Origin of the sequence: Parahaliea mediterranea (assembly GCF_003402235.1) — a bacterium.
GTDB lineage: Bacteria > Pseudomonadota > Gammaproteobacteria > Pseudomonadales > Halieaceae > Parahaliea > Parahaliea mediterranea.
This window is the reverse complement of record NZ_QEWO01000005.1, coordinates 141,356-161,719: the sequence shown is the minus strand read 5'-3', so window position 1 is coordinate 161,719 and position 20,364 is coordinate 141,356. Positions and strand designations below refer to the sequence as shown.

Genomic DNA, 20,364 nt, shown 5'->3' with positions numbered 1-20,364 from the left:
GTGAACGCAGGCGCCGATACCCACCCCACCCCCGGCGGCATCAACCACAGCCGCAGCAAGGACGCCAGCGGCCGGGGCGTGGCGGTTATCGCCTACGGCCTGCAACTGGGGGGCATCATGACACTGGTCACCGCCCCCCTCGGCGCCCTGCTGGCCCTGCTCTGGCTGGGGCGCAGCGCCGACTGGGTAGCCACCCACCTGCGCTACCAGATTGTCACCGTGCTGTGGTCGCTGGCGGTGTTCGCGCTGGGCGGCCTCGCCTGGTGGTTGCTGGGCGGGGGAGGCATGCCCCCCGGCATGGCCTGGGGCCTGGGCTATCTGGTGTTTACCATTGAGCTGATCTGGCTGGTGGGGCGCTGCGCCTTTGGCCTCAACCGGCTGTTTGCCCACCGGCCGGTGGGCGCTGCCGGCCTCACTGCCCGGTGATCTGGCGATAGAGGCGCGGCAAGGCCTCGCTGAGCTTCTCCGGGTGATCCACCATGGCGTAGGCGCCGCGGCCAAACAGCCGGGGAATGTACTGGCCCGCCTCCCTGTCGACGGTAATCGCAAACACACGGATATCCTGCTGCCGCGCATCCAGCACGGCGCGACGGGTATCCTCAATGGCGTAGCGCCCTTCGTAGTAGTCGGTATCGTTGGGCTTGCCATCGCTCAGCAACAGCAGCAGGCGAAAGCGATTCGGGCGCAGGGCCAGCTCGGCGCTGGCGTGGCGAATGGCCGGCCCCATGCGGGTGTAGGAGCCGGGCCCAAGGGCGGCAATGCGCCGCTCCACCGGCGCGCCCAGGGGCTCGTCGAAGCCCTTGATGCGCTTTATCCAGACCTTGTTGCGGCGGTGGGAGGTAAATGTGCTGATGGCATGGTCGTCGCCACAGGTGGCCAGGCCGTGGCTGAGTACCCACACCGCCTCGCGGATGACATCGATAATGCGCCGATCCGCCAGCCAGGCCTCGGTGGACAGTGAGTTGTCCACCAGCACGCTGACCGCCAGGTCCCGCGCGCCGGGGCGGGTATCGAGGTAGATGCCCTCGCTGGGCACGCCGGTGGCGAGCTGGTCGCACAACCCGCGCACCGCCGCGTCGGTATCCAGGTCGGCCCCGTCGGGCTGGGCGCGCAGCGTCACCCGCCGCGGGCGCAGGGCCTCGAACTGCCGCTGGATGCGCCGCACCCGGCGCAGGGTGGCATCCCCCGGTTGCCAGCCGGTGTCGTGCTCGTCGTGCACGGCCAGCAGCACCCGGCTCTGGGCCGGCTGGTAGCACTGGCGGCGGTAGTCCCACTCGGGGTAGCGGTAATCGCCCTGCAGCGCGCCGGCTATGCTGAGCCCGGGGGCCAGGTCCAGCTGCACCTGCAGGCGCGAGGCCGCCTTGCGCTGCTGCGGGCTCAAGGTCAGCTCGTCGAGTTGCTCGGCGGTTTTGCTGGCGTTGGCGTCGGGCTCATCGTCCACCATGCGGTTGAGGTTGACCATGTCCGCGAAGGACAGCATTTTCTCGAAGCGGTTGAAAATCAGCGGGTCGTCGCGCTCGGCCTGATCCTGGCGCCGGCGCGATGCCTTGCGCGCGCCGCCCGCTACGGCCTGCTCGTCCTCCGCGCCATCGGCGCGGTCCTCCTCCTGCGCGTCGCTGTCGTCGCCCCCGCTCGGCAGGTGCAGGGCGTCGCCCCACAGGGGCACCGGCAAAAAGCGCCGGTAGCCGGCGGGGGCGGACAATCCCGCCAGCGGGGCGGGGTGGTCGATACGGTCATCAACTCTGTCATCAACCCTTTCTTCAACCCTGTCAGCAAAAACAGCGCTGAACACCGCATGCGGTGGCGACGGTGCGGCGCTGTCGTCCCCCAGCAGCGCGCGAATGGCCGCCTCTACAGCAGCCTCCACCGGCGGCAGGTGCCGGCGCCGGGGGCGCTGTGCCAGGGCCGCGGCGCACAGTCGCCGGTAGCGCCCGGCCAGCCCCGGGTAGCGCCGCAGCACCGCCGCGCTGCAGTGGCGCGCGGTGCGCAGGGCCAGAATGTCGTGCTGCAGGGGGTCGCTGGCCGCCACCACGGCGGGGGCCTGGGCAAAATAGGCGGCCAGCCAGAAGTACAGGTCGCGGTTCAAGGCGGCGCTCGGAAGCACATCCAGGATCGGTGGCAGGCGCAGGGCCTGCTCGTCCAGCCGCGGCTGGGGCAGCCATTCGCTGGCAAAGCCCAGACGCTGGCGCAGGCTCAGGCGGTGCCCGGATTCGCGCTCGGAAATGGCCTCCAGGCTGAGGCCCGCCTCGCCACCACTGGCCCGGAAGAACACCGCCAGCGCGCCATGCACCTGCGCCAGGGCAACGCCGGCCTCGGGATAGCGGCGATAGCTGGCGGCGCGGCTGGCCCAGCGGTGCCAGCGCTTGCCCACCCACTCTTCCAGTTCGATATCCAGCACCATTTGATATCCAGCACCAGGGGCGCCTCAATCCTCGCCGAAGGTCGCGCGCACCGCTTCCAGCAGGCCCTCTTGCACATCGGCATCGTCGGTCAAGGGCTCCACCAGTGTGGCCCGCGCCGCATCCAGTATCGGCATGCCGGCCTGCACCAGACTGCCGCAGTAAATCAGCAGCCGGGTGGACACGCCCTCTTCGAGATCCTGCCCCTTGAGGGCGCGCAGGCGGGTGGCAAGGTTGACCAGCGCGGCGGCGGTGGCCGGGGGCAGGCCACTTTCGTGGGCCACGATATCGCGCTCCTGGGGCGGCGGCGGGAAGTCCAGGCTGAGCGCCACAAAGCGCTGGCGAGTGCTCGGCTTCAGGGCCTTCAGCACATGCTGGTAGCCCGGGTTGTAGGACACCACCAGCATGAAGCCCGGCGGCGCAATGAGTTGTTCGCCGGTGCGCTCCAGCGGCAGCATCCGGCGATCATCGGTCAGCGGGTGCAGCACTACTGTCACATCCTTGCGCGCCTCCACCACCTCGTCCAGGTAGCAGATGCCGCCCTCGCGCACGGCGCGGGTGAGGGGGCCGTCCACCCAGCGGGTTTCGCCGTCGCGCAGCAGGTAACGCCCGGTCAAATCGGCGGCGGTCAGGTCGTCGTGGCAGGCCACGGTATGCAGCTGTTGCCCGAGCCGCGCCGCCATGTGCTGGACAAAGCGCGTCTTGCCGCAGCCCGTTGGCCCCTTCAGCAACAGCGGCAGGCGCTGGCGGTAGGCGTGCAGGAACAAATCACACTCGGCCCCGACGCTTTGGTAGAAGGGTACCTCTGCCGCCGGCGCTGCATCGGCCTGCGCGGCCATGCCAGCCGTCACCACCGGCCCCACCATTCAGGCGGCCACCGCGGCATTGCCCTGGGGCAGGCGCTGGCGGGCAGGGCCAAATATGGCCACCAGGTACAGCAGCACGGCTATCGCCACCACCGTGCCGGCCCCCAGGCGCATGGCGTAGAAGATGGTGAGCTGCGACTGCACCTCCATGTAGTTCATGCCCAGCACCCGCTGCAGGTGGGTTTGCACCACGCCGGCAAAGGTGAGGGTAAAGGTCATGAAGCACATGGCCGATGTCATGATCCAGAAGCTCCACATGTTCAGCAGCTGGTTAAAGGGCTGCACTTTGCGCAGCTGGGGCATGGCATAGGTAATGATCGCCAGCACCATCATGACGTAGGCGCCGTAGAAGGCCAGGTGGCCGTGGGCTGCGGTCACCTGTGTGCCGTGGCTGTAATAGTTCACGAAAGACAGCGTGTGCAGGAAGCCCCACACGCCGGCGCCAAAGAAGGCGACGGTGGCGCTGCCCAGTGTCCACAGCATGGCGGCGCTGTTGGGATGGTTGCGCCGCCCCTTCCAGAACATGTAGAAGGCGAACATCACCATGGCCAGGAAGGGCGCCACTTCCAGGGTTGAGAAGATACTGCCCAGGGGCTGCCAGTAGCCCGGGGCGCCAATCCAGTAATAGTGGTGGCCGGTGCCAAGCAGGCCCGAGAACAGGGCCAGGCCAATGATCACGTACAGCCATTTCTCGATAATTTCCCGATCCACCCCGGTCATCTTGATCAGCAGGTAGGCCAGCAGCGACCCCATGATCAGCTCCCACACGCCCTCCACCCAGACGTGGACAATCCACCACCAGTAGAGCTTGTCGACGGACAGGTTGTCGGGGTTATAGAAGGCGAACAGCCAGAAGATGGCCGCCAGCCAAAGGCCCATCATCAGCACCGTGTTGATGGCCGTTTTGCGGCCAGCCAGCAGGGTGCGACTGCAGTTGTACAGGAACATCAGGAAGGACACGGTGATCAGCACCTTGCACCACAGGGGCTGCTCAAGAAATTCGCGGCCCTCGTGAATGCCAAACTGATAGCTCAGCAGGGCGCCGGCACCGGCCACCGCGAATATCCCCAGGCCCAGCCAGGCCAGCAGTGGGCTGTGGGTTTCGGTTTCCGCCTCTTCCGGCAGCAGGTAGTAGGTGCAGCCCATAAAGCCGATGAGCAGCCACACAATCAGCAGGTTGGTGTGGCTCATGCGCATGATATGGAAGGGCTCGATGGCGGCCATGAAGTCCGGCATCACGTACACCGTGGCGGCCAGTATGCCGAACACCACCTGCAGCAGAAACAGGAGCATGGCCACCGCAAAGTAGGGCAGCGCGAGTTGCTGGCTTGCGTATTTCATTGGGTCTCTCCCACCGTCAATTGGTTGCCGTGGTCACAGCGTGCGTTCAGCCCACCGGGTGCGGCGGCCAGTCCTGCGTGTCGATAGCATCAGTCCAGCGGAAGAACTCCACCAGATCGTCCAGTTCCTGCTCGCTCAGATCAAAGGCCGGCATTTTGCGTCGGCCGGGAACGTTGAGCGGCTGGGCCTTGATCCAGCCCTTGAGCGCCGCACGGGCGCTGTCGGGATTTTCGCGCCCGCCGTAGCGGGTCCACACGTTGCCGAGTTCGGGCGCGAAATACGCCCCCTCGCCAATCAGGCTGTGGCAGTTGATGCAGCTGTGCTTCTCCCACACATGCTTGCCCCGGGCCACCGCCTCGGTCAGCCCCTCGCGGTCGGTGGACACGTTCACCATGTACCAGTGGCTGTGCGCGGTCAGCGCGGCAAACAGCAGAAAAAAGAAGGTCGAACCGCCAAAGAAAATATTGCGTGCGCGGTTGCGCGACAGCATTTCGCTCATGTCCACTCCCTCGGTAGGCATTGGCCAGTACACATCCGCTTAAAGATGCATTTAACATGCATCTTATAGACTACACCTCGGCCAGGGTCAATGCGTACGCAACGGCAAGTTGGCTGGCGGTATAAACAGGCGTATCACCGGTTGCGCATTGCCGCGCAGTCTGGCCGTGGCTACACTCGCGCTGTTATCGACGCAGCGAGAGTCCATTGCGCATCACCCGACACAGCGACTACGCCCTTCGCACCCTCATGTACCTGGCGCTCAAGCAAGGCTCGGTCGTCACCATCAATGAAATTGCCGAGCGCTACGGCATTTCCCGCAACCACCTCACCAAGGTGGTGAACCGCCTGCACCAGTTGGGCTACCTGCGGGCAACCCGCGGCAAGAACGGCGGCCTGACGCTGGCCAGTGCGCCCGGGCAGATCTCGGTGGGCGCGGTGTTTCGCGACATGGAAAGCAGTCTGGCGGTGGTGGAGTGCGTAGACGAACCAGGGGCCTGCGTGCTCTCGCCCAGCTGCCGCCTGCAGGGCCTTTTCAACCAGGCCCAGGCTGCCTTTCTGGCGCAACTGGATGCACACACCCTGGCCGATTTGCTGCCGCCAGAAACCGGGCGGCAGCTGCGCGACCTGCTGGCCATCGAGCGCTAACCGCCCGGCGCGAAGGCCGGGCGAGGGGGGTATTAGATGGCCGCGAAGGCCTGTTCGAGGTCCGCCAGAATATCGTCGATGTGCTCGATGCCAATGCACAGCCGCAGCATCTCGGGACTGACACCGGCCACCTGCAGCTCTTTCTCGTCCAGCTGACGGTGGGTGGTGGAAGCGGGGTGGCAGCACAGGCTGCGTGTATCCCCGATATTGACCAGCCGCTTGATCATGCCCAGCGCATCGTAGAATTTAACCCCGGCATCAAAGCCGCCCTTGATGCCAAAAGTCAGCAGCGACGAGGGGCGGCCGCCAAAATACTTCTGCGCCAGGGCATGGTAAGGGCTGTCTTCCAACCCGGCGTAGCTCACCCAGTCCACACTGGGATGCTGCTGCAGGTATTGGGCCACGGCAATGGCATTGTCACAGTGGCGCTCCATGCGCAGCGGCAGGGTTTCCATGCCCTGCAGCAGCATAAAGGCATTCATGGGCGAGAGCGCCGCGCCGGTATTGCGCAGGGGCACAGTGCGGGCGCGCGCCACGTAGGCCGCCGCGCCAAAATCACGGGTGTATACCACACCGTGGTAGGCCGGCTCCGGCTGGTTCAGCATGGGAAAGCGGTCCGCATGATCCGCCCAGGGAAAGCGCCCGGAATCCACAATGATCCCGCCTAGGGAGTTGCCGTGCCCACCCATGTACTTGGTGAGTGAATGCACCACAATGTCGGCGCCCCACTCGATGGGGTTCAGCAGCGCCGGCGTGGCGACCGTATTGTCCACAATGAGCGGCACGCCCCTGTCGTGGGCCATGGCCGCGATCGGCCCGATATCGACAATGTTGCCGGCCGGGTTGCCTATGGATTCGCAGAACACGGCGCGGGTGCGCTCGTCCACCAGCTCGGCCAGGTCCTCCGCGCGGTCACTCTTGGCAAAGCGCACTTCAATGCCCTGCCGCGGCAGCATGTGGGCAAACAGGGTATAGGTGCCGCCATACAGCTGGGGCGTGGCAACAATGTTGTCGCCGGCCTCGGCAATGGTCAGGATGGCGTAGTTGATGGCGGCGCTGCCGGCCGACACGGCAAGCGCGGCTACGCCGCCCTCCAGCGCCGCCACCCGCTTTTCCAATACATCCCAGGTGGGATTCATAATGCGGGTATAGATATTGCCCGGCACCGCCAGGTTGAACAGATCGGCCCCGTGCTGGGCGCTGTCGAACTCGTAGGACACAGTCTGGTAAATTGGCACCGCACAGGACTTGGTCACTGGATCGGTTTCGTAGCCTTCATGGATGCATATCGTTTCTTTTTTCACAGTTCTTCTCCGGGTTGCGCGAGGCTATTGAAGCCCTCATCGAGATTGCGGGTGTTGTTCAGTATAGGCCGGGCAACGTCCTCGCGGCACCTGCAGCAACCATCCGGCTCGCCAAGCTAAACCTTGCCGCCGGCGCACATGCCCACTACCATTTTCCGCAACAACCACAACCTGCCGTTGAAACTGCCATGAGATACCTGCACACGATGGTGCGCGTGAGCGACCTCGACCAATCACTCGACTTCTACTGCAACAAACTCGGCCTGGTGGAGGTGGACCGCTGGGACAATGAAGGCGGCCGCTTTACCCTGGTGTTTTTGGCCGCGCCGGCCGATGCCGAAAAGGCACGCGAACACAAGGCCCCGCTGGTGGAACTCACCTACAACTGGGACCCGGAGGCATACAGCGGCGGGCGCAACTTTGGCCACCTGGCCTACCGGGTGGAGAACATCTACGACCTCTGCCAGCGCCTGATGGACGCCGGCGTTACCATCAACCGCCCGCCGCGCGACGGCCACATGGCCTTCGTGCGCTCACCCGATGGCATCTCCATCGAGCTGCTGCAGGAAGGCGACAGCCTGCCACCGGCAGAGCCCTGGGCCTCCATGGACAACACCGGCAGCTGGTAAGGCCGGCCGGGCGGGAACGTGAAAGCCAGCATCGCCTCCCGCCTCATCCTGTCGCTGACCCTGTCGGCGGGCACCATCATCGCCGTGGCCCTGCTGCTGGACTACCGCATATCGCGGGAGGAAATCCTGGAACGCCTGCGGATCGACTCCCAGAACACCGTGGTGGATGTGGTGCAGGATCTGGAGCGCATGCTGCGGGGCATCGAGGGCAATACCCGCTTTGTCGGCAGCATCGTGTCGCAGCGGCCCGGCAGTGAAGAGGAACTCACCCGCCTGCTGGCAGAAACCGTACGCCGCCACGACGACGTGTTCGGCGCCACCATCGCCCTGGCCCCCGGTCAGTCCCACCGGCGCGAGGGCTTCGCCCCCTACTATTTCAAGCAGGGCGATGGCATTGCCTTTGCCGATCTCGCCCAGGGCCCCGAGCCCTACTGGCAACTGCCCTGGTTCGACGACGCCGCCAGCAGCGGCGAGCCGCGCTGGATCGAGCCCTACTTCGACGCCGGCGGCGCCGATATCTACATGACCACCTACTCTGTGCCGGTGTTCACCCTGGATGAGCAGGGCAGGTCGCAGCTGTACGCCGTGGCCACCGCCGACCTCACCCTGGCCCAGCTGCACCGCTACCTCAAGCGCCTTGAACTCGGCAAGCACGGCATTGGCTTTCTGGTCAGTCATGACGGGCTGGTGTTGTCTTCCAACACCGACGCAGCGCAGATCCAGCCTTATCAGGACATCCTGCCCGACGCCGATCAGCAGCAGTTCTGGCTCGACATGACCAACGAGGCGGCGCCCGGGGTGGATACCACCCGCCACGGCGACTGCCAGGTGATTGCCGGCCACTGCATCATCCGCATGACCCGCCTGCGGCACAGCGGCTGGGTGCTGGGCGTTATTTATTCCGAGCGGGATGTATTGGCCCAGCTGCGGGCCTATGAGTACAAGGTCATTGCCCTTGGCCTTTTGTGCCTGGCGGTGATGATTCTGGTGGTCAACCTCGTCACCCGGCGCATCACCCGCCCGCTGACCGCGCTTGCCCTGTCCGCCGACCAGCTCGGCGAGGGCCATCTCGACACGCCCCTGCCTCAGGCCACCGGGAACGACGAGGTGGCGCGGCTGGTGCAGTCCTTCGGCCACATGAAGGAAGAACTGAAGCGCCACATCAGCGACCTGGAACAGGCTACCGCCAGCCGCAGCCGCATGGAAGGCGAGCTGTCGGCTGCCCGCGACATCCAGATGGCCATGCTGCCCCAGAGCGGCCGCGCCAGCGAGCATTTTGACGACGTGCAACTCTGGGCCACGGTGGAATCGGCGCGCACCGTGGGGGGCGATTTGTTCACCTACAGCCTGCAGGGCCGCCAACTGTTTTTTGCCGTGGGGGATGTCTCCGACAAGGGCGTGCCGGCGGCGCTGTTCATGGCGCGCTGCCTGAGCCACCTGCAACACCCGGGCAGCACCAGCCCAGGCCGGAAGCTGGCGGAGCTGAACAACGCCCTGGTGGAGCGCAACAGCAACTGCATGTTTGTCACCCTGGTGCTGGCCGTGCTGGACCTGGACAGCCTGCAACTGCGCTACGCCAGCGCCGGCCACACACCACCTTTGCTGCTGCGCGACGGGCACGCCGCCAGCCTGCTGCAGGACAGCGGCCCCGCCACCGGCCTGGTGGCCGACCAGAGCTACCCCGACAACCAACTTACGCTGCAGCCCGGCGACCGGCTGGTGGTGTACACCGACGGGGTGGACGAGGCCTTCAACAGCGCCGGCGACATGTTTGGCCATGCGCGCCTGCTGCAGTGGCTGGGCAGCAGCGCCGGGCAGCCACTGCCGGCGGCGGGGCAGCGCCTGATCGATGATATTGGCCGCTTCACCGATGGCGCGGCCCAGTCCGACGACATCACGGTGCTGCTGCTGGAGCCGCCACGCCCACACCGCGCTCGCCAGCACCAGCGCACCTTTCACCTCATCCCGGGCGTTACCGGCGCCTGCCTCGACTGGCTGGCTGAAGTGCTGGGGTCCCAGGTGCCGGCCCAGAGTCGCAGCGAATTGCAACTGGTGCTGGAAGAGGTGATCACCAACATCTTCAAATACAGCAGCCTTGGCGAGCATGACGAGGTGAGCGTGACGCTGGCCATTGACGACGGGGAGGTTCGGCTGACCGTGCGCGACGCCGGCATCCCCTTCAACCCCCTGGAGGACGGGCGCCGGGCCACGCTGGGGGCAGACATTGACCATGCGGAAATTGGCGGCCTTGGCGTACACTTGATTGTGCAGCTGACCGACTGGCAGCGTTATTGCCGGGATGGCAATGAGAACTGCCTGGAACTGGGCCGCTCGCTGACAACAGAAAAAGACAGGACAGGACACCGCTGATGAAACTCGATACCCGACTCGCCACCGACCCGGATCGCTCCGTGGCCCGGCTCTATTTGAGCGGTGCCCTCAACACCGACACCGCCCCCGCCTTTGAGCAGGAGTTGCAGCAGGTACTGGCCAGCGGCATGCAGCTGAACGTGCTGGACATGCGCGAGCTGGACTACATCAGCTCCGCCGGATTGCGGGTGGTATTCAAGGCAGCCAAGCAGGCCCGGGAAGCCGGGCAGCGCCTGGCCGCCAGCCATCGCAAGCCGCATATCGAAAAGGTCTTCGAGATTCTCAAGGCCCTGCCGGACATGGCGGTGTTCGCCAACGACCAGGAACTGGACGACTACCTGGACGCCATGCAGGCCCGCAGCCGCTAGCTGGCGTTCAGGCTCAGTTCAGGCCCAGGCCAGCCTCAGCCGCGCAGGAAGTTCAGTATCCAGCGGCCAATGCGGTCGCTCTGGGGCGCGCTGGCCAGCGAGGCCACGCCCCGGGTATAAGCGCTCTCGCCGATCTGCTCCCGGCGAAACTCCATGATCTCCCGCGAATAGCCCGGCACAAACTCCGGGTGCCCCTGGAAGGTGAGAATGTGATCGCCCACCTGGCAGACGGCATTTTCACAAAAGTCCGAGCCAGCCAGCACCTCGGCACCGGCCGCGTTCTGTACCACCTGGTCCTGGTGGCTCACCAGAATGTCAAAACCAGGCTCTGCCTTGTCATGCCACTCGGGTTGCGAAGAAAAGGTGTGGGTATGCAGCCCCACGCCCCAGCCCTTGGGTGATTTCTCCACCCGCCCGCCGAGGGCCTGGGCCACCAGCTGGTGGCCAAAGCAGATGCCGACGATTTTCTTCTCGCGGCGGTGCAGCTCGCGCACAAAGTCCATCAGCGTGGCAATCCACGGCTTGTCGTCGTACACGCTGCTCTTGCTGCCGGTAATCAGGTAGGCATCCGCCACGTCGATGTCCTCGGGGTACTCGCCCTGCTCCACATCCCACACGGCAAACTCAAGCGTCGGGTCGAGGCGGCCCAGCAGGGCCATGAACATGTCGGGGTATTCACCAAAGCCCGGCACCCACTCGGGGCGCACGGCATCGGTTTTGAGAATGCCAAGTTTCATCGTGTTTCCAGTATCCAGGGTGCGCGGCGCGCGCAGGTTGTGGCCATGATAGAAATGGCCCGGCAGGCTGTCCATAACACCAAAGAGGCAGGCCCGGCGCCGGCAATTGTCACCAAAGTGCCACATAACTGTCACGCAACTGCCATGCACCAGGCGCACACTGCCCACTATGAACGCACTGCAAGAGCTCGATTTACGCCTGCTCGCCAGGGTTTTCAGACAGGGCGAACGGCGCATGGTCAGACCCCTCGCTCGGGCCTTGTCCCGCTCCGGGGACGGTTACCTGCACCTGCTGATTCCCCTGCTGCTGGCGCTGATCGGCGCGCGCTACCTGGATCAGTTCTGCACCCTGCTGGCCCTGTCGCTGGCCGCCGAGCGCACCCTGTACTGGTCGCTGAAAAACACCCTCAAGCGGCGCCGGCCGCAGGAGGCGGTGCCGGGCTTTCGCAGTTTGATCACCGCCTCCGACCAGTTCAGCTTTCCCTCCGGACACAGCTCCGCCGCCTTCCTGCTGGCCACCGTGCTGGTGCTGGTGTACGGCGGGCCGGTGATCGCCATGTACCTGTGGGCCACCAGCGTTGCCCTAAGCCGCATTGTGCTTGGGGTGCACTTCCCCGGCGACACCGTCGCCGGGGCCCTCATGGGCACCGCCTGCGCCCTGTTCACCGCCGCCCTGCTGGGCCTGCCCGGCTGATGCGCATCCTGTACGGGGTTCAGGCCACCGGCCAGGGCCACATCAGCCGCGCCCGGGCCATGGCGCGGGCCTTTCAGGGGCTGGATATCCAGGTGGACTGGCTGTTCACCGGGCGCCCCCGGGAACGCCTGTTCGACATGGAGCCCTTTGGCCACTTCCAGCACCGCCGCGGCCTGACCTTCGCCACCCGCGCCGGCGGCATCAGCTACCTGAACACGGTGCTTGGCAACAACCTGTTTGAATGCCTGCGCGACGCCCGCTCGCTGAGCCTTGGCGGCTACGACGCCATCGTCACCGACTTCGAGCCGGTGTCAGCCTGGGCGGGCCGCCTGGCCGGGGTGCGCACTATCGGCATTGGCCACCAGTACGCCTTTGGCGAGGGCACGCCGGTGAGCGGCGGCAACGCCCTGTCGCGCTTTATCATGCGCCATTTCGCGCCGGTGGATGTGCCCCTGGGCCTGCACTGGCACCCCTACGCCAGCAACGTCCTGCCACCCATTCTGGACTTGCCGGACCTGCCCCGGGCGCCCGCCGGCCACATCCTGGTCTACCTGCCCTTTGAAGACCAGGCCGAGGTCACCCGCTGGCTGCAGCAGTTCCCCGGGCAGCGTTTTTTGCAGTACGCCGCCGGGCTCAGCGCCGGCGAGCGCGGCAATGTACAGCTGCACCCCACCAGCATCAGCGCCTTCAAGCGCGATTTGGCCAGCAGCAACGGGGTTATCTGCAACAGCGGCTTTGAGTTGATCAGCGAATGCCTGCAGTGGCGCAAGCCGGTGCTCACCAAGCCGCTGGCCGGGCAGATGGAGCAGCTCTCCAACGCACGGGCACTGCAGGAGCTGGGCTACGCCCGGGTTATCCACAGCCTGAACGGTGAGGCGCTCAAACAGTGGCTTGCCAGCACCCCAGCGTCGCCCACGGTCCACTACCAGCGCGTGCACGAAGTGCTGGCGCGCTGGCTGGCCAGCGGCGCCAGCGAGGCGCCCGCCGAGCTGGCGCGGCGCCTGTGGCCGCAACCGGCCGCCAGCACCTGGCATTCACCCGCCCCCGCGCTTGGGATTCACCAGCCCCTGGGTTAGCCTAGCGCTTTTGCACAACAGGTAGTTCTTCCGTGGGCCGATTTGTTCCCCTGCTCCTGGCCCTTGTGGCTTTTCCCCTGTGCGCTGCCGGGCAGGATCACCCCGGGTTTATCGGCGGCCAGGCCTGCAAGGCCTGCCACGCAGCGGAGTTTGAAGCTTGGCAGGGCTCCCATCACGACCTCGCCATGCAAAGCGCCACCGAGGACACGGTGCTCGGCAACTTCGACAACGCCGAATTCAGCTACAACGGCGTAACCACCCGCTTCTTCCGCAAGGATGGCCAGTTCATGGTGCGCACCGACGGGGAAGACGGCAAATTGACCGACTTCCCGGTGCCCTACGTGTTCGGGGTGTATCCCCTGCAGCAGTACCTGCTGCCCCTCTCCGGGGGCCGCCTGCAGGCCCTGTCCATCGCCTGGGACAGCCGCCCTGCCAGCGAGGGCGGCCAGCGCTGGTTCCACCTCTACCCGGATGACACCATCGACCACAGCGACCCGCTGCACTGGACCGGCCCCTACCAGAACTGGAATACCCGCTGCGCCGAGTGCCACAGCACTGACCTGCAAAAAAACTACAGCGCTGGCAGCAACAGCTTCGATACCCGCTATTTCGAAGTCAACGTTAGCTGCGAAGCCTGCCACGGCCCCGGCGAGCAGCACCGCGCCCTGGCCCAGTCCGGCCAACTGGCGGGCGCCGCCCACGCCGGCTTCCCGGTGGATCTGGCCCAGCGCGGCGAATGGGCCTTCCCGCAGGGCGAGAGCATTGCCAGGCGGCGCAGCCCGGTGGCCGGCAACAGCCAGATCGACACCTGCGGACGCTGCCATTCCCGCCGTGGCACGCTTGGTGAGTACCACTATGGCCGCAGCCTGTCCGATACCCACCGCCTGAGCCTGCCCCACGCCCCGCTCTACTACCACGACGGGCAGATTCGCGACGAGGTCTATGTGTACGGCTCCTTCACCCAGAGCAAGATGCACCAGGCCGGCGTGGTGTGCTCCAACTGCCACGAGCCCCACAGCCTTGAACTGCGCGCGCCGGGCAACGGCGTGTGCGCCCAGTGCCACAAAGCAGACACCTACGATGTACCCGAACATCACCACCACCCGGCCGGCAGCAGCGGCGCCCAGTGCGCCAACTGCCACATGCCAGAAACGACCTACATGGTGGTGGATCCGCGCCGCGACCACAGCATGCGCATCCCCCGGCCCGATCTGGGCATCATGCTGGATACACCCAATGCCTGTACCGCCTGCCACAGCGAGCGCGACGACGAGTGGGCATTGCAGTCGCTGCGCGAATGGGGCGTGCACTTCAGCGACACCGCTACCCACCCGGCCCGCGCCTTTGCCGGCATGGCCGCCGGCGACACCCGCGCCGTACCGCGCCTAGCGGAGCTGGCCACCGATACCGGCGCGCCGGCCATCTGGCGCGCCGCCGCCGTGGAGAGCCTGGGCCAGAGCGGCGACCGCCAGGGGGTCGATATCGCCCGCGGCCTGCTTACCTCAGCCGACCCGCTGCTGCGCACCAGCGCGGTGAATGCCCTGTCTGCCCTGCCCCTGCCCCAGCGCTTCCAGCTGCTGCGCCCGCTGGTGAACGACCCGGTGACATCGGTGCGCCTGGCGGTAGCAGAACAACTGGCCCCGGTGCCCCTGGCCCAGTTGCGCGAGGCCGACGTGGAAGCGCTGCGGGTGCTGTTTGGTGAGTACCAGCGCATTGCCAAACAGCACGCGGACATGCCCGGCAACCGTATGCAGCTCGGCATCTTCCTGGCCAGCCGCGGCGATGCGCCCGGCGCCGAGGCGGCCTATCGCGGCGCCATTGAACTGAACCCCCAACTGGTGCCCGCCCGCCTCAACCTGGCCGACCTGCTGCGCGCCCAGCAGCGTGATGACGAGGCCAAAGCGCAGTTGCAGGAGGCGCTGGCCATTGCTCCGGACAACGGCCCCACACTCTACGCCCTGGGCCTGCTGGAAACCCGCGCCGGCAACAGCGAACAGGCGCTCGACTACCTCGGCCGCGCAGCGCGCCTGGAAACCACCGGCACCCGGCAGCGCTATGTGTACGCGGTGGCCCTGCACGACCTTGGCCAGCCGAAAAAAGCACTGACAGAACTGGAAAAACTGCTGCGCCAGGCGCCACAGAACCCCGACGTGCTGCTGGCGCTGGCCAACTACAGCGCCGAACAGGGCAAGCTGGACGCGGCCCGCCGCTACGCCCGCCAGCTGCAGGCCACCGACCCGCGCAACCCGGCCTACAACCAGCTGCTAAGAGAATTGGAAAGTCGCTGAGTTGGAAAGTCGCTGAATAAGCGCGCCGGCCTCCCGGGGCGGAGCGTTACAGGGTGTGCAGAAAATCCAGCAGGGCGCGGTTGGTCGCCGCCGGCTGCTCCTGCTGCACAAAATGCCCGGCACCGGCAATGCGAATATCACCGCGTAAATCCGGCACCAGCGCGCGCTGGCGCTCGAACACGTCCGCCGGGCACAGCTTGATCACCGGGTCGGCTTCACCGGCCACAAACAGCGCCGGGCAGGGCAGCGGGTCAAACAGCTGCTTGCGGAAGGTATGCCAGTTGACATCCATGGCGCGGTAGGCATTTAGCCCCCCGGCAAACACTGCCGGCCCCGGCTGTGCCAGATAGGCCGCCAGGTAGGTGGCAAAATCCTCCTCGCTCATCCAGCCCCAGGGCAGCGCACGGGGCGGCTCCTCCAGCACATCGAGATAGGTGGTACCACCGCTCGGGTAGCGGGTCCAGTCCAGCAGGTTGCCCTCGGCGCCCAGGGCCCAGAACAGGCGGCGCAGGAAGGTCTCCTCGCGGCCGGCGAGATCCGCCTCGGCAACGCCCGCCTGCTGGAAGTAGTGCATATGGAAGAAGTGCTGCGCCGCCACCTGGGCAAACAGCTCAGACGGGCACACATCGCCGCCGCCGGCCAGGGGCATGCCCCGGGGAGACGCCAGCACCGCCACCGCGCGAATGCGATCCGCGTGGTGCAGGCCCATGTGCCAGGCCAGGTTGGCACCAAAATCATGCCCCACCAGCACCGCGCTGCGCTCACCAAAGTACGACTGTACCGCAAACAGATCCGCAGCCAGGTGGTCAAAGTGATAAGCCTCGCTGTGCAGGGGGCGGGAGCTCTCGCCATAACCGCGCATGTCCAACGCCACGGCCCGGTAACCGGCAGCGGCCAGGGCCGGCAGCTGGTGGCGCCAGCTGTACCAGAGCCCGGGAAAGCCGTGGGCCAGCAATACCAGCGGGCCAGCGCCCGCGCTCACGCAGTGCAGGGTGACATCACCCTGCGCAATGTGATGGTGCTGGAGTGTGACCTCAGCCAAGGGCAGGCGCCCTCAGGAGGCGGAAGCGGGTTTGAAAACCAGGTGGAAGGTCACCGGCACCGCCGTGCTGATACTCTTCAGGCCAGCCACTTCCTGCAGCGCGGCCACACCCTTTTGCAGCTCGAAATTATTGGCGCTGAGCAGCACCGGCCGCGCCGTAATCACCCGCAGCTGGCCAGAGCTTTCGCCCATCACCACCACCGGCACCGACACCTTGGCATCCACCCCGTGCAGGGACAGGTTCACATCCAGGTCAGTGGACAGCACCGTGCCGGCTTCAATCTGCGACAGGATGGCAGGGTCCACATTGCCGGTCACGTTGGCGGTGGTGAACTGGGCGGTGTCGAACAGCATCTCGCGCATGCGGCCGTCGCGAATCTCGATGCCGGTATCCACCGACGCCAGGTCAATGCCCAGCTGCACCGCGCCGTCTTCGCCGACAAAACCCACCAGCGACTTGAAGCGGTGGGTTTCCGCCACGGCGTCATTCTTGATGGAGATAAAGTTGAGGCTGGAGCTGTCGTTGTCCAGCTCCCACTGCGCCGCCGCACCGCTGGCGGCCAGCAACAGGCCCAGCCCGGTGGCCAGCCCCGCAAAAGTCTGCCTGATACCCATTTCGCTACCTCTGCTTGATTGCGGGGCGCCGCCGCCCCGGTGGGCGCCCACTGTAACACGGCTGGGGCGCGGTGCTAGCTAGGCCAGCACCTCCGCCAGATCGCCCTTGGATTCCAGCCAGGCCTTGCGGTCCGATGAGCGTTTTTTGGCCAGCAGCATGTCGAGCATGGCGTTGGTGTCGTCGCCGGGGTCCAGCACCAGGCGCACCAGGCGGCGGGTGTCCGGGTCCATGGTGGTCTCGCGCAGCTGCAAGGGGTTCATCTCGCCCAGGCCCTTGAAGCGCTGCACGTTCACCTTGCCTTTTTTCTTTTCTGCCTCGATGCGATCCAGCACGCCCTGCTTTTCGGCTTCGTCCAGGGCGTAGAACACTTCCTTGCCCACGTCGATGCGGTACAGGGGCGGCATGGCCACAAACACGTGCCCCGCCGCCACCAGAGGGCGGAAGTGACGCACGAACAGGGCGCAGATGAGGGTGGCGATGTGCAGGCCGTCGGAGTCGGCGTCGGCCAGAATGCAGACCTTGTGGTAGCGCAGGCCGGAAAGATCATCGGAGGCCGGGTCGATGCCGAGCGCCACGGAAATGTTGTGCACTTCCTGGCTGGCCAGAATTTCCTGGGAGTCCACTTCCCAGGTGTTCAGGATTTTGCCGCGCAACGGCAGGATGGCCTGGAACTCCCGGTCTCTGGCCTGCTTGGCGCTGCCGCCAGCGGAGTCGCCCTCCACCAGAAACAGCTCGCCGCGGGTGGGGTCTTCGCCGGAGCAGTCCGCCAGTTTGCCGGGCAGGGCGGGGCCGGCGGTCACCTTCTTGCGGGTGACCTTCTTGGCCGAGCGCAGCCGGCGCTGGGCGTTATTGATGCACAGCTCGGCGAGCTTTTCCGCCTCTTCGGTGTGCTGGTTCAGCCACAGACTGAAGGCGTCCTTGGCCACGCCGGACACAAAGGCCGCCGCCTCGCGGGAGGACAGGCGCTCCTTGGTCTGGCCGGAGAACTGGGGGTCTTCCAGCTTGGAAGACAGCACGTAGCAGCAGCGTTCCCAGATGTCGTCCGGGGTCAGTTTGACGCCCCGGGGCAGCAGGCTGCGCAGTTCGCAGAACTCGCGCATGGCATCCAGCAGGCCGGTGCGCAGGCCGTTGACGTGGGTGCCGCCCTGGGCGGTGGGGATCAGGTTCACATAGGATTCGGCCACCACTTCGCCGCCCTCGGGCAGCCACTGCACGGCCCATTCCACCGCCTCGGTGGAGCCGCTGAAACTGCCGGTAAAGGGCTGTTCAGGCAGGCAGGGGTAGTCGATGGTGGCATCGGCCAGGTAGTCGGTAAGGCCGTCTTCGTAGTACCACTCGTCGCTCTCACCCTTCTTCTCGTCCTTGAAGGTGATGCGCAGGCCGGGGCACAGCACCGCTTTGGCGCGCAGTACATGGCGCAGGCGCGACACCGAGAAGTTGACCGAGTCGAAGTACTTGGCATCCGGGGTAAAGCGCACCGAGGTGCCGGTGTTGCGCTTGCCGCAGGTGTCGATCTGCTCCAGGTCGGATTTTTTCTCGCCGCCACCGAACACGATGCGGTGCACCCCGCCATCGCGGCGGATGGTCACCTCAAGCTCGCTGGACAGGGCGTTCACCACCGACACGCCCACCCCGTGCAGGCCACCGCTGAACTGGTAGTTCTTGTTGGAGAATTTGCCGCCGGCGTGCAGGGTGGACAGGATCACCTCCACCCCGGGCTTGCCCTGTTCCGGGTGGATGTCCACCGGCATGCCGCGGCCGTTGTCGGTGACCGCCAGGCTGCCGTCTTTGTACAGCACCACGTCGATGCGATCGGCATGGCCGGCCAGGGCCTCGTCGACACTGTTGTCGATGACCTCCTGGGCCAGGTGGTTGGGGCGGGTGGTGTCGGTGTACATGCCGGGGCGCTTGCGCACCGGCTCCAGTCCGGTGAGGACTTCGATATCTTCAGAGGTGTACTGGGTCATGCCTGCGGTTACATCGGTGTGAATGCGGCCCATTGTACACAAGGGCCGCGCCGGTGCAGCGTCAGTGCTTCAAATATCCGCGCTGGCGCAGGTTGACCTCAAAGGTGACCCCCTGCACCCGGCTCACGCCGGTCTCCAGGCTGCCGTCGGGGTGCAGCTCCAACCAGCGGTAGCCGGGGGGCAGGTCGTCGGCCTGGAAGTCTTCGCTGCCGGGGGCAAACTGCACGCAGGTGGAGGGCGAGGCCAGCAGGCGCAGGCCGTTGTGGTAGCGGTCCACCTCCTGGTGGATGTGACCCCACAGCAGGGCCTTCACCCCGGCAAAGCGCTCCACCACCGCAAACAGGGCATCGGCGTCGGCCACGCGCTGCTCGTCCAGCCAGTCGCAGCCAATGGGCACCGGCTGGTGATGCAGGCAGATCAGGCTGTGGCGACCTTCGCCGGCGGCGCACTGCAGGGCGCGCTCCAGGGCCGCCAGCTGCTGCGCGCCGATCTCACCGCCGATCTCCCCGGGAATCTGGGAATTGAGCAGCAGGATCTGCCAGTGGCCGATGCGCACATCACCGCACAGGTAGGCAGCGCTGCCCGGCACTGCCTGCATGGCGGCGCAGTCATCGTGGTTGCCGGGCAGCCAGAACTGCCGCGGGCAGAAGGCCGCCAGCGCCGCCTGCAGGCGCAGGTAGGCCGCCGGGGCACCGCCATCGGCCAGGTCGCCGGTGGCCAGTACCACATCGGCCTCGCGCCCGTCGCGGCGGGCCTGCTCGATCACCGCCAGCATGGCGTGGTCGGTGTCCATGCCCAGCAGGCGGCCGCCCTGCTCGGCGCCAAGGTGGCAGTCAGTGAACTGGCAGAGCCGCACCGGGCCGCCGGTGTGGGGCACATCCTGTCGCTGGGCAAGAAAATGGGTCATGGTGCTGCGGCGGTGGTGGTCAGCCGGTGATGGGGTGAACGGTATTGGCGTGGCCGTGGCCGAGGCAGTGTTCCAGCCACTCGGCGAGGAAGTGGTTCTGCTGGATCTTCTCGTCCTGCTGCAGCATGTGGGTATTGGGGTAGTCGTAGCGGGGAGCGATACGGCGGTGGGACTGGAAGGCGCCCACCTCCAGCATGCCGGCATCGTGGTAGGCCCGCACCTCCACCCGCAGGCGGCCGAGCCAGCGCGCGTCTGCGTGGTACTGCTGCACGCGGAAGAAGGTGGTATAGCGGCTGCGCTCCAGCACCTCCAGCACCACCCGCGCCGGGCCCACGTGGAATTCCCGGCTGTTGCTGTGCTCGTAGTCCGGGAACAGGCGCAGCAATCGGGCGTAATTGGCCTCGCAAACCGCATGCAGTTTGACAAGATCCATTTTGAAGGCCCGCTTGCGAGCCCGCTGTACGCTCATCGCTGTCTCCACTTGCTGGTGATGATTTTACTGCCGGCGGTGTCACCCTCAGGAGACCCGCCTGCGACGAAACCACGCTGTGACGCGACAGGTGGCCGGCCGGCGCGTGGACGATAACTGAGTGTAGCACTTACCATGGCACTTT

General features: G+C 66.1%; 19 protein-coding genes. 8 read left to right on the top strand and 11 right to left on the bottom strand.

The window, feature by feature from the left end; genetic code table 11:
• A complete protein-coding gene (locus tag DDZ17_RS15625; RefSeq protein ID WP_116367900.1) occupies window positions 1-426 on the top strand; it encodes a hypothetical protein in 426 nt (141 codons plus the stop codon).
• Here the strand turns inward: DDZ17_RS15625 and DDZ17_RS15620 are convergent.
• Genes DDZ17_RS15620 through DDZ17_RS15605 form a run of 4 tightly spaced genes read right to left on the bottom strand, consistent with a single transcriptional unit; the run spans window position 413 to window position 5,105 of the window.
• Window positions 413-2,401, bottom strand: coding sequence for a protein norD (locus DDZ17_RS15620; protein ID WP_116367899.1), 1,989 nt, complete (start codon window positions 2,399-2,401; stop codon window positions 413-415). The genes DDZ17_RS15625 and DDZ17_RS15620 overlap by 14 nt on opposite strands.
• A gap of 24 nt (window positions 2,402-2,425) precedes the next feature.
• On the bottom strand, window positions 2,426-3,238 hold the full coding sequence (locus DDZ17_RS15615) for a CbbQ/NirQ/NorQ/GpvN family protein (RefSeq protein WP_116368247.1): 813 nt from the start codon (window positions 3,236-3,238) through the stop codon (window positions 2,426-2,428).
• 27 nt (window positions 3,239-3,265) lie between these two features.
• Window positions 3,266-4,606: a cbb3-type cytochrome c oxidase subunit I gene (locus DDZ17_RS15610; RefSeq protein WP_116367898.1), complete on the bottom strand. Its 1,341-nt coding sequence runs from the start codon at window positions 4,604-4,606 to the stop codon at window positions 3,266-3,268.
• Window positions 4,607-4,652: 46 nt separating this feature from the next.
• Window positions 4,653-5,105 carry a c-type cytochrome gene (locus tag DDZ17_RS15605; RefSeq protein WP_116367897.1) on the bottom strand — a complete coding sequence of 151 codons (453 nt, stop codon included), beginning with the start codon at window positions 5,103-5,105 and terminating at the stop codon, window positions 4,653-4,655.
• A gap of 206 nt (window positions 5,106-5,311) precedes the next feature.
• Here DDZ17_RS15605 and DDZ17_RS15600 point away from each other — a divergent pair, with 206 nt between their 5' ends.
• Window positions 5,312-5,752, top strand: coding sequence for an RrF2 family transcriptional regulator (locus tag DDZ17_RS15600; RefSeq protein ID WP_116367896.1), 441 nt, complete (start codon window positions 5,312-5,314; stop codon window positions 5,750-5,752).
• 32 nt (window positions 5,753-5,784) lie between these two features.
• Here the strand turns inward: DDZ17_RS15600 and DDZ17_RS15595 are convergent, their stop codons facing one another.
• Window positions 5,785-7,056, bottom strand: coding sequence for an O-acetylhomoserine aminocarboxypropyltransferase/cysteine synthase family protein (locus tag DDZ17_RS15595; protein WP_116367895.1), 1,272 nt, complete (start codon window positions 7,054-7,056; stop codon window positions 5,785-5,787).
• A 188-nt stretch (window positions 7,057-7,244) separates the two neighbouring features.
• Between DDZ17_RS15595 and DDZ17_RS15590 the strand changes: the two genes are divergently transcribed.
• Genes DDZ17_RS15590 through DDZ17_RS15580 form a run of 3 tightly spaced genes read left to right on the top strand, consistent with a single transcriptional unit; the run spans window position 7,245 to window position 10,423 of the window.
• On the top strand, window positions 7,245-7,685 hold the full coding sequence (locus DDZ17_RS15590; protein WP_116367894.1) for a VOC family protein: 441 nt from the start codon (window positions 7,245-7,247) through the stop codon (window positions 7,683-7,685).
• A gap of 18 nt (window positions 7,686-7,703) precedes the next feature.
• Window positions 7,704-10,055: a SpoIIE family protein phosphatase gene (locus DDZ17_RS15585; protein WP_116367893.1), complete on the top strand. Its 2,352-nt coding sequence runs from the start codon at window positions 7,704-7,706 to the stop codon at window positions 10,053-10,055.
• Window positions 10,055-10,423: an STAS domain-containing protein gene (locus DDZ17_RS15580; RefSeq protein WP_116367892.1), complete on the top strand. Its 369-nt coding sequence runs from the start codon at window positions 10,055-10,057 to the stop codon at window positions 10,421-10,423. The genes DDZ17_RS15585 and DDZ17_RS15580 overlap by 1 nt, the downstream gene beginning before the upstream one ends.
• Window positions 10,424-10,458: 35 nt before the next feature.
• On the opposite strand, the gene DDZ17_RS15575 is transcribed toward DDZ17_RS15580, so the two are convergent.
• A complete protein-coding gene (locus DDZ17_RS15575) occupies window positions 10,459-11,160 on the bottom strand; it encodes a glutamine amidotransferase-related protein (protein ID WP_116368246.1) in 702 nt (233 codons plus the stop codon).
• A 169-nt stretch (window positions 11,161-11,329) separates the two neighbouring features.
• Here DDZ17_RS15575 and DDZ17_RS15570 point away from each other — a divergent pair, with 169 nt between their 5' ends.
• The 3 genes from DDZ17_RS15570 to DDZ17_RS15560 are packed head-to-tail and all read left to right on the top strand — an operon-like array spanning window position 11,330 to window position 15,218.
• A complete protein-coding gene (locus tag DDZ17_RS15570) occupies window positions 11,330-11,854 on the top strand; it encodes a phosphatase PAP2 family protein (RefSeq protein ID WP_206613566.1) in 525 nt (174 codons plus the stop codon).
• Window positions 11,854-12,930, top strand: a complete 1,077-nt coding sequence (locus tag DDZ17_RS15565) for a glycosyltransferase family protein (RefSeq protein WP_116367891.1) — start codon at window positions 11,854-11,856, stop codon at window positions 12,928-12,930. The genes DDZ17_RS15570 and DDZ17_RS15565 overlap by 1 nt, the downstream gene beginning before the upstream one ends.
• 32 nt (window positions 12,931-12,962) lie before the next feature.
• The gene (locus DDZ17_RS15560) at window positions 12,963-15,218 is read left to right on the top strand and encodes a tetratricopeptide repeat protein (protein ID WP_241505913.1); all 2,256 of its coding nucleotides are present in this window, start codon (window positions 12,963-12,965) and stop codon (window positions 15,216-15,218) included.
• Between the two features lie 46 nt (window positions 15,219-15,264).
• On the opposite strand, the gene DDZ17_RS15555 is transcribed toward DDZ17_RS15560, so the two are convergent.
• From DDZ17_RS15555 to DDZ17_RS15535, 5 genes are all read right to left on the bottom strand, one after another.
• Complete coding sequence (locus DDZ17_RS15555) at window positions 15,265-16,260, bottom strand: alpha/beta fold hydrolase (protein ID WP_157976676.1); 996 nt, start codon at window positions 16,258-16,260, stop codon at window positions 15,265-15,267.
• A gap of 12 nt (window positions 16,261-16,272) precedes the next feature.
• A complete protein-coding gene (locus DDZ17_RS15550; protein WP_116367889.1) occupies window positions 16,273-16,875 on the bottom strand; it encodes a YceI family protein in 603 nt (200 codons plus the stop codon).
• A 78-nt stretch (window positions 16,876-16,953) separates the two neighbouring features.
• Window positions 16,954-18,843, bottom strand: a complete 1,890-nt coding sequence (gene parE / locus DDZ17_RS15545; RefSeq protein ID WP_116368243.1) for a DNA topoisomerase IV subunit B — start codon at window positions 18,841-18,843, stop codon at window positions 16,954-16,956.
• Between the two features lie 61 nt (window positions 18,844-18,904).
• A complete protein-coding gene (cpdA, locus tag DDZ17_RS15540) occupies window positions 18,905-19,750 on the bottom strand; it encodes a 3',5'-cyclic-AMP phosphodiesterase (protein ID WP_116367888.1) in 846 nt (281 codons plus the stop codon).
• Window positions 19,751-19,769: 19 nt separating this feature from the next.
• Window positions 19,770-20,219 (bottom strand): DUF1249 domain-containing protein, encoded by a 450-nt coding sequence (locus tag DDZ17_RS15535; protein WP_116367887.1) that lies wholly within the window; start codon window positions 20,217-20,219, stop codon window positions 19,770-19,772.
• Window positions 20,220-20,364: the final 145 nt, after the last annotated feature.

Bases quoted from the DNA above. Each gene is read 5' to 3' on its own strand.
- DDZ17_RS15565 (WP_116367891.1), top strand. From the start codon at position 11,854: ATGCGCATCCTGTACGGGGTTCAGGCCACCGGCCAGGGCCACATCAGC.
- DDZ17_RS15575 (WP_116368246.1), bottom strand. From the start codon at position 11,160: ATGAAACTTGGCATTCTCAAAACCGATGCCGTGCGCCCCGAGTGGGTG.
- DDZ17_RS15605 (WP_116367897.1), bottom strand. From the start codon at position 5,105: ATGAGCGAAATGCTGTCGCGCAACCGCGCACGCAATATTTTCTTTGGC.
- DDZ17_RS15610 (WP_116367898.1), bottom strand. From the start codon at position 4,606: ATGAAATACGCAAGCCAGCAACTCGCGCTGCCCTACTTTGCGGTGGCC.
- DDZ17_RS15615 (WP_116368247.1), bottom strand. From the start codon at position 3,238: ATGGCCGCGCAGGCCGATGCAGCGCCGGCGGCAGAGGTACCCTTCTAC.
- parE (WP_116368243.1), bottom strand. From the start codon at position 18,843: ATGACCCAGTACACCTCTGAAGATATCGAAGTCCTCACCGGACTGGAG.
- DDZ17_RS15620 (WP_116367899.1), bottom strand. From the start codon at position 2,401: ATGGTGCTGGATATCGAACTGGAAGAGTGGGTGGGCAAGCGCTGGCAC.
- DDZ17_RS15550 (WP_116367889.1), bottom strand. From the start codon at position 16,875: ATGGGTATCAGGCAGACTTTTGCGGGGCTGGCCACCGGGCTGGGCCTG.
- cpdA (WP_116367888.1), bottom strand. From the start codon at position 19,750: ATGACCCATTTTCTTGCCCAGCGACAGGATGTGCCCCACACCGGCGGC.
- DDZ17_RS15535 (WP_116367887.1), bottom strand. From the start codon at position 20,219: ATGAGCGTACAGCGGGCTCGCAAGCGGGCCTTCAAAATGGATCTTGTC.
- DDZ17_RS15590 (WP_116367894.1), top strand. From the start codon at position 7,245: ATGAGATACCTGCACACGATGGTGCGCGTGAGCGACCTCGACCAATCA.
- DDZ17_RS15580 (WP_116367892.1), top strand. From the start codon at position 10,055: ATGAAACTCGATACCCGACTCGCCACCGACCCGGATCGCTCCGTGGCC.
- DDZ17_RS15570 (WP_206613566.1), top strand. From the start codon at position 11,330: ATGAACGCACTGCAAGAGCTCGATTTACGCCTGCTCGCCAGGGTTTTC.